This window comes from Curtobacterium sp. VKM Ac-2889 (assembly GCF_015350855.1).
Lineage (GTDB): Bacteria > Actinomycetota > Actinomycetes > Actinomycetales > Microbacteriaceae > Curtobacterium > Curtobacterium poinsettiae.
The window spans coordinates 733,210-741,219 of the sequence record NZ_JADKSC010000001.1 but is presented as its reverse complement, the minus strand read 5'-3'; the positions used below and the strand labels follow the sequence as shown (position 1 = coordinate 741,219).

Annotated in this window: 7 protein-coding genes; 4 read left to right on the top strand and 3 right to left on the bottom strand. The window is 72.2% G+C overall.

Annotated elements, in window-relative coordinates; genetic code table 11:
- Window positions 1-95 precede the first annotated feature (95 nt).
- Window positions 96-2,306, bottom strand: coding sequence for an NADP-dependent isocitrate dehydrogenase (locus tag ITJ50_RS03730; protein ID WP_194589946.1), 2,211 nt, complete (start codon window positions 2,304-2,306; stop codon window positions 96-98).
- A gap of 106 nt (window positions 2,307-2,412) precedes the next feature.
- On the bottom strand, window positions 2,413-2,907 hold the full coding sequence (locus ITJ50_RS03725; protein WP_071250024.1) for a hypothetical protein: 495 nt from the start codon (window positions 2,905-2,907) through the stop codon (window positions 2,413-2,415).
- Between the two features lie 162 nt (window positions 2,908-3,069).
- On the opposite strand from ITJ50_RS03725, the gene ITJ50_RS03720 reads away from it, so the two are divergent.
- The 3 genes from ITJ50_RS03720 (at window position 3,070) to ITJ50_RS03710 (ending at window position 6,885) form a co-directional block, all read left to right on the top strand.
- Window positions 3,070-4,122: a M23 family metallopeptidase gene (locus ITJ50_RS03720; RefSeq protein WP_017887886.1), complete on the top strand. Its 1,053-nt coding sequence runs from the start codon at window positions 3,070-3,072 to the stop codon at window positions 4,120-4,122.
- Window positions 4,123-4,268: 146 nt separating this feature from the next.
- A complete protein-coding gene (locus ITJ50_RS03715) occupies window positions 4,269-5,543 on the top strand; it encodes a hemolysin family protein (protein WP_194589945.1) in 1,275 nt (424 codons plus the stop codon).
- A 430-nt stretch (window positions 5,544-5,973) separates the two neighbouring features.
- A complete protein-coding gene (locus ITJ50_RS03710) occupies window positions 5,974-6,885 on the top strand; it encodes a helix-turn-helix transcriptional regulator (RefSeq protein WP_017887884.1) in 912 nt (303 codons plus the stop codon).
- 45 nt (window positions 6,886-6,930) lie between these two features.
- On the opposite strand, the gene ITJ50_RS03705 is transcribed toward ITJ50_RS03710, so the two are convergent.
- Window positions 6,931-7,134: a hypothetical protein gene (locus tag ITJ50_RS03705; protein ID WP_017887883.1), complete on the bottom strand. Its 204-nt coding sequence runs from the start codon at window positions 7,132-7,134 to the stop codon at window positions 6,931-6,933.
- A 38-nt stretch (window positions 7,135-7,172) separates the two neighbouring features.
- Here ITJ50_RS03705 and ITJ50_RS03700 point away from each other — a divergent pair, with 38 nt between their 5' ends.
- Window positions 7,173-7,901 carry a class I SAM-dependent methyltransferase gene (locus ITJ50_RS03700; RefSeq protein ID WP_194589944.1) on the top strand — a complete coding sequence of 243 codons (729 nt, stop codon included), beginning with the start codon at window positions 7,173-7,175 and terminating at the stop codon, window positions 7,899-7,901.
- The last annotated feature ends 109 nt before the right edge of the window (window positions 7,902-8,010 follow it).

Sequence of the window (8,010 nt, the reverse complement as noted above, 5' to 3'; positions counted from 1 at the left end):
GCCGGTACCGGCGCACCGCGCCAGCGGGGTGACGGCCGTGCCTGGAGGGACGGTGCCAGCTGGCACCGGGCCTCCCGTCCGTGGGCTGGGCGCTGCTAGAGCGCTGCCAGCGCCGCGTTCAGCGTGGCGGACGGGCGCATGACCGCGCTCGTCTTGGCGTCGTCGGGGCGGTAGTAGCCACCGATGTCTGCCGGGTGGCCCTGCACCGAGACGAGCTCGTCGACGATCGTGCGCTCCTGCTCACCGAGCTTCGCCGCGAGGTCCGCGAACGACGCCGCGAGCTCGGTGTCCTGGGTCTGCGCGGCGAGCTCTTCGGCCCAGTACTTCGCCAGGTAGAAGTGGCTGCCGCGGTTGTCGATCGAGCCGAGCTTGCGGCCAGGGGACTTGTCCTGCTCCAGGAACGTCCCGGTGGCGCGGTCGAGGGTCTCGCCCAGGATCTTCGCCCGCTCGTTGCCCGTCACACCGGCCAGGTGCTCGAGGCTGACCGCCAGGGCCAGGAACTCGCCCAGGCTGTCCCAGCGCAGGTAGTTCTGCTGCACGAGCTGCTGCACGTGCTTCGGCGCGGAACCACCGGCGCCGGTCTCGAACAGGCCGCCGCCGCCGAGCAGCGGGACGACGGAGAGCATCTTCGCCGAGGTGCCGAGCTCCATGATCGGGAACAGGTCGGTCAGGTAGTCGCGCAGGACGTTGCCGGTGACCGAGATGGTGTCCTCACCGCGGCGGATGCGCTCGAGCGAGAAGCGCATCGCGTCCTCGGGCGCGAGGATCTCGATCTGCAGGCCGTCGGTGTCGTGCTCGCCGAGGTACTTCCGGACGAGCCCGATCAGGTTGGCGTCGTGCGCGCGGGTCTCGTCGAGCCAGAACACGGCGGGCGTCGAGGAAGCACGGGCGCGGGTGACGGCGAGCTTCACCCAGTCGCGGATGGCGACGTCCTTGGTCTGGCAGGCGCGCCAGATGTCACCGGGCTCGACGTCGTGCTCGATGACGACGTCGCCCGAGGCGGTCGTGACGCGGACGACACCGGCGCCGGGGAGCTCGAAGGTCTTGTCGTGCGAGCCGTACTCCTCGGCCTTCTGTGCCATCAGGCCGACGTTGGGCACGGAGCCCATCGTCGACGGGTCGAAGGCGCCGTGGGCGCGGCAGTCGTCGAGCACGGCCTGGTAGATGCCGGCGTAGCTCGAGTCGGGGATGACGGCGAGGGTGTCGTGCTCGTCGCCGTCCGGACCCCACATGTGCCCCGAGGTGCGGATCATCGCGGGCATCGAGGCGTCGACGATGACGTCGCTCGGCACGTGCAGGTTCGTGATGCCCTTGTCCGAGTCGACCATGGCGAGCTCGGGGCCGTCGGCGATGCCCTGCTTGAAGGCGCGCTCGATCTCGGCGCCGTTCGGCAGCGCACCGAGGCCGGCGAGGATCGAGCCGAGGCCGTCGTTCGGGGTGAGGCCGGCGGCGGCGAGGTCGGCGCCGTAGCGCTCGAACACCGACGGGAAGAACGCCTTGATGACGTGCCCGAAGATGATCGGGTCGGAGATCTTCATCATCGTGGCCTTGAGGTGCACGGAGAACAGGACGTCCTCGGCCGCGGCACGCTCGATCTGCTTCCGCAGGAACGACTCGAGGGCGGCGACGTGCAGCACGGTGCCGTCGACGACCTCGCCCTGCAGCACGGGGATCGACTGCTTGAGGACCTGCTCGGTGCCGTCCTCGGCCACGAAGGTGATCGTCAGGACGTCGTCGGCGGGGGCGATCCAGGACTTCTCGTTGGACCGGAAGTCGTCGACGCCCATGGTGGTGACGTTCGTCTTCGAGTCACGCGACCAGGCGCCCATGCGGTGCGGGTGCTTGCGGGCGTAGTTCTTGACCGACAGGGGTGCGCGGCGGTCGGAGTTGCCCTCGCGCAGCACCGGGTTGACGGCACTGCCCTGGACGCGGCCGTAGCGGGCGCGGACGTCGCGCTGCTCGTCGGTCGTGGCCTCGTCCGGGTAGTCGGGCAGGTCGTAGCCCTGCGACTGCAGTTCCTTGATCGCGACCTTGAGCTGGGGGATCGACGCCGAGATGTTCGGCAGCTTGATGATGTTCGCCTTGGGGGTCTTCGCCAGGTCGCCGAGCTCGGCGAGGGCGTCGTCCAGGCGCTGCTCGTCGGTGAGCCGCTCCGGGAACTGGGCGATGATCCGGCCGGCGAGCGAGATGTCGCGGGTCTCGACGTCGACACCCGCGGTGCCGGCGAAGGCCTGGATGACCGGGAGGAAGGAGTGGGTGGCGAGGAACGGCGCCTCGTCCGTGAGGGTGTAGATGATCTTGGCCATGCTGGCGGGTACTCCCTTGTTCGACCGTCGGTACGTCCACGGTACTCGTGGCGCAGGATGTCTCGACATCAAGATACATCGCCCCCCAGAGTGGGGCGTGAGCGCGTCAGTCGCCGAGCGAGACGCGGAACACCCGGACGCCCGCGGCACGGAGCCCGGCGAGGCCGAGCCGCATGCGCAGGGGCCGGAAGGGGCGTCGGAACCCGGACGACGCCGAGGCCGCGTCGATCTGGTGCAGGACCTCGGACGTCAGGGTGCGCTCGAGATTCGGTGCGAGGCGGGTCACCCCGGACACCGTGACGACGATGCGCACGGCGTGCGGCGCGAGCAGCGGCGCGATGAGCTCGGCCGCCGCCTGGGCCCGGTGGAACGCGGGGTCGTCACCGGGGCGACGGATCGCGATGACGGCGAGCGCGGCATCCCAGGTCTCCTCGGGGTCCGGCAGGTCGTCGACCCCGATGACCCGCATCCGTGCGGCGTCGATGCCGGCGCGCACGGCCGCGGCCCGGAGCACGGGCAGGAGTTCCTGGGTACCGGCCAGCACGACGTCGGCCGACGACAGGTCGACCGTTCCGTACCGCTCGCGCGGCGTTCGGGCCATGGTGCGGGTCCTTCCGTCGCTTTCCCTCGACCGTACTGATCGGGGCGGCCCGGGGGACGCGGCAGCACAGGGTGATCAGGCCCCTCCCAGCCGACTCGGTAACGAAAAGATCACGGAAGGGCCTGTACAAAGCGACAGAGTCGTGCAGAATGGTTGGCGGCCATGACGACTGCACCCGAACCCGAACAGCACCCGGCGACCCCGGTGGTGCACCTGTCCCGTCGCGCCGCCCTCGAAGCCGAGCGCGCAGCCGCCCGCGGACCGCAGCGTCGCAGCAAGGCGGCTCCGGCGGCGAAGGTCGCGAACCCAGCCAAGGTCGCCAAGCCGGCCAAGGTCGCGAAACCCGCCAAGCCAGCGAAGCCCCTCGTCCTCGCCACCACCGAGCCGACCGGCCGCCGCGCCGCAGCCGCGCGCGCCACCACCGAGCACGTCGACGACCGCATCCAGCGCGTGGTCCGCCGCCCCGCACCCCGGGCAACCCGCACGGCGACCGCACCCAGGGCCTCCCGGTCGGCCCGCGCCGGACGCATCACGCTCACCAGCGCCGCCGCCGCCATCGCGATGTTCGCCGCGTCGGCGATGCCCGCACACGCCAGCGCCGGCACCTCGATGGCCACCTCGACCATCGCGCCGATCGTGCGCACCCAGGACTACGCCGTGACCCAGGCGGTCACGGCCGCCGGCTCCGACCGCGACGGGTTCACCGTCGGCGGCGGGTCGACCGTCACGACGAAGACGGCAGGGTCCTCCGGCACCGCCGGTGGGGCCGTGTCGTTCGGCGGCGCGGTCCGCTCGCCGTTCCCCGGCCCCGTGCAGATGAGCTCCGGCTTCGGCTACCGCTCGGCACCGTGCGGCGCGTGCTCGTCGCTGCACCAGGGCCTCGACTTCACCCCGGGCATGGGGACGCCGATCGGTGCCGTCGCCGCGGGCAAGGTCCGGGTCTCCGGCACGTACTTCTCGTACGGCAACGCGGTCATCATCGACCATGTGGTCGACGGCCGTCAGGTGTCCACGCTGTACGGCCACATGATCCCCGGGTCGTCGCCGCTCAAGGTCGGCGACACCGTCGCGGCCGGACAGTTCATCGGACTCGTCGGGTCCTCCGGCGTCTCGACCGGCGCGCACCTGCACCTCGAGGTCCTGATGGACGGCGTCACGCCGATCGACCCGAAGGCGTGGCTCGAGGCCCGCATCGGTCGCTCGCTCACCCTGTAGCGACCACGCCCCGTCGCCGCGCGACGATCCACAGCCGTTGTCGAGCACCAGCACGGTGATGTCCCAGTCGTCCTGTGCAGACTCACAGGCATGGACGATCCCCACAGACCGCCCGCCCGTCGTCGATCCGAGGAAGCTGCCCGCTGATGGGCGCCGACACCTGGATCGCCTTCGGGCTCGTCATCCTCTTCGTGCTCGTCGGCGGGGTCTTCGCGGCCGCCGAGATCGCACTCGTCTCCCTGCGTGAATCGCAGCTGCAGCAGCTCGAACGCCGCGGCCCCCGGGGCGTGCGGGTCGCCGAGCTCGGCCGCGACCCGAACCGGTTCCTGTCCGCCGTGCAGATCGGTGTGACCGTCGCCGGGTTCTTCTCCGCCGCGTACGGAGCGTCGTCGATCGCGCCCGACGTCGCGCCGCTCTTCCAGGGACTCGGGCTCGAGCGGGGCACGTCCGAGGCAGTTGCCCTCGTGCTCATGACCCTGGTCATCGCGTACCTGTCGCTCGTGTTCGGCGAACTCGTGCCGAAACGCCTCGCCCTGCAGCGTGCCGAGGGCTTCTCGATGGCCGTCGCCCCGACCCTGGAGCGCTTCGCGGTGCTGATGCGGCCGGTGATCTGGCTGCTCTCGAAGTCCACCGACACCGTCGTGCGACTGCTCGGTGGCGACCCGAACGCCCGCAGCGAGTCGATGAGCACCGAGGAGCTCCGCGGCCTGGTCGACGAGCACACCGGCGTCGACGAGCAGGGACGCCGGATCGCCCGCAGCGCCCTGGACGCCGGTGACCGCATCCTGCGCGAGTCCATGCGCCCCTGGTACGACGTCTCGACGCTGGACGCCGGCGTCTCCGTCGCCGAGGCCACCGACCAGGCCATCGCGGCCGGGCACACGCGGTACCTCGTGACCTCCGGCGGGCGTGACGAGGTGCAGGGCTTCGTGCACCTCCGTGACCTGCTGCGTCCGGTCGACCCCGCGGCCCCCGTCGCCACGCTCGTCCGGCCGGTGCTCGCCCTGCCCGAGACGAAGTCGCTGTCGAGTGCGATCGCGGACATGCGCACCGACGGCCACCAGATCGCCCTGGTCGTCGACGAGTACGGCGGCAGCGCGGGCATGGTCACGCTCGAGGCGCTGCTCGAAGACCTCGTCGGTCGGATCAGGGACGAGTGGGACACCGCCGAGCACGACGAGTCCGTGCTGGCGCACGACGGCGTCGACGGCGCCACGGTGCTCGAGGACCTGGCAGCGGACGGCGGACCGGTGCTGCCGGACGGCGACTACGAGACGGTCGGCGGGCTCGTGCAGGTGCAGCTGGACCGCGTGCCCGAGGTCGGCGACGTCGTCGTGGCCGGCGGCCATCGCCTCGAGGTGACCGCCATGGACGGTCACCGGGTCGCGCGCGTGCGCATCGGGGCCGACGCCGCGCCCTGATCGCGGGACCACGGCGGACGGGAGGCCCGTGGCGGCGGGCGGTCGTAACACCCCGCGGGGCGCCGGCGAGCGGTCACAGGTCGTCGCCTGCGGCGCCACCAGCCGACAGGTCGCGACCACCCGGCGGGCAGCATGCGACGTGTCGTGACCGGTCGGGCACGGCCGGTCACGCAACGGAACGCGACCAGACGGCGGACGGGAGGCGCGTGGCGGGGCCGTCCCGCGCCTCCCGTCCGCTCCGGGCGGTCACAACACCCCGCCAGACGCCGACGCTCGGTCACAGGCCGTCGCCTGCGGCGCCACCAGCCGACAGGTCGCGACCACCCGGCGGGCGGCACGCGACGTGTCGTGACCAGTCGGCGACGGCCGGCGGCCCCGCCACGGCCCTCCCGCCCGCGTGCCGCACGGCCCGGGCACGTACGCTCGTCGCATGGGTATCGACGTGCGCAACGAGATCCGCGACTTCCTGTCCTCCAGGCGGGCGCGGCTCACCCCCGAGCAGGTCGGCATGCCGTCGTTCGGCGGCGGGGTGCGGCGGGTCCCCGGGCTGCGTCGGCACGAGGTCGCCATGCTCGCCGGCGTCAGCGTCGACTACTACACGCGGCTCGAGCGCGGCTCGCTCAAGGGCGTCTCGGACAGTGTGCTCGAGGGTCTGGCGAGCGCCCTGCAGCTCGACGAGGACGAGCGTGCGCACCTGTGGGACCTGACGCGCCTGGCGAACTCCGGCGCGAAGGTCATGCACCGGAACGTGCCGACCCGCGTCCGCCCCGGCGTCCAGCGCCTGCTCGACGCGATCACCGGCGCCCCGGCCTGGGTGCGGAACGAGCGCGGGGACGTCGTCGCGACGAACGAACTCGGCCGTGCCCTGTACGCACCGCTCTTCGCCGGGCCCGGGCGCCCGGTCAACACCGCACGCTTCACGTTCCTCGACCCGGCGGCCCGCGACTTCTTCCCGGACTGGGCGCAGACCGCGAAGGACGCCGTGGCCGTGCTCCGGACCGCCGCGGTGTCGAACCCCTGCGAGCCGGGGCTCATCACGCTCGTCGGTGAGCTCTCCACCCGGAGCGAGGAGTTCCGCGGCTGGTGGGCCGCACACGACGTCCGGATGCAGCGGACCGGCAAGAAGCGCATCGACCACCCGATCGTGGGGGAGCTCCGACTGTCCTACGAGGCGCTCGACCTGGTCGCCGACCCCGGTCTGACGCTGTTCTCGTACTCGGCCGAACCGGGCAGCGACTCCGAGCGGTCGCTCGCGCTGCTCGGCAGCTGGGCCGCGACGGAACGGGCCGAGCAGTACGCGGCCGTCCGCGAGTCGGAGTCCGAGTCCGAGTCCGTCGACTGACCCGGCCCGCCGACGGGCAGGTGCGTCAGCGCCGCGATCGGACCGTCAGGCCTGGGGCGGGACGTCGCCGTCGAACAGCTCCGGTGAGCGCATCCGCTCGATGCGCAGCTGACGCTCCGTCGCCGACAACCGCAGCACGCGGATCGCGGCGAACACGAGCACGATGAGGGCGACGGCCAGCACGGCGAGCGCCAGCACGAACAGGGCGTACAGGACGACGACGAATCCGAGACCACTGTCTGCGAGCATCTGCCGAAGATAGCAGCGCGGGTTCGTAGGGTGGGGACGTGACCAGGACGACGGACGGCTCAGCAGGGGATGCGGACCGTCGGCAGCACCGCCGGCCCGAGCCCGCATTCGCCCGTGCGGTCGCGAAGGCCCTCGGCGACGCCCGGACCGTGCTCGACGTCGGTGCCGGTGCCGGTGCCGGTGCCGGTGCCGGTGCCGCCGGGTCCTACGCGCCGACCGACCGCGACGTGACCGCGGTGCAGGCCGCCGAGGACCTTCCCTTCGCCGACGACACCTTCGACGCCGCGGTGTCGACCTTCTCGCTGCATGGGTGGGCCGACCTCGAGCGCGGGCTCGCCGAGGTGCGTCGGTTGACCCGAGGGCCGATCGTGCTCGTGACGTTCGACCCCGACCGCATCGAGCGCTCCTGGCTCGCCGAGTACGCCCCCGAGGTGCTGGCGGCCGAGGCCCGTCGCCACCCGGCACTGCCCCGGATCGCCGACGCGCTCGGCGACGACACCGTGACGAGCACCCCGCTGCCGATCCCGTTCACGTGCGTCGACGGGTTCTCCGAGGCGTACTACGCCCGCCCGGAACGCCTGCTCGACCCAGCCGTGCGCCGCGCGGACCCGGCATGGGACCTGGTCGACGAGTTCACCGTCCGGCGGTCGGTCGCTGCGCTCCGGACCGCGCTGGAATCGGGGGAGTGGGACCGACGGCACGGGTCGCTCCGGATCCGCCCGACGTACGAGGGCTCCGTCGTCCTGGTCACGGCGACGCCGAACTGACCGCGGACGATCAACGCGGCGGCACCGGCCCGGCCCGGGCTTGACACCCGGTCGTAGGCTGGTCGGGTGAGCTTCCAGGAGGTGGTCGGCGCCCGTATCGCCGGCATCA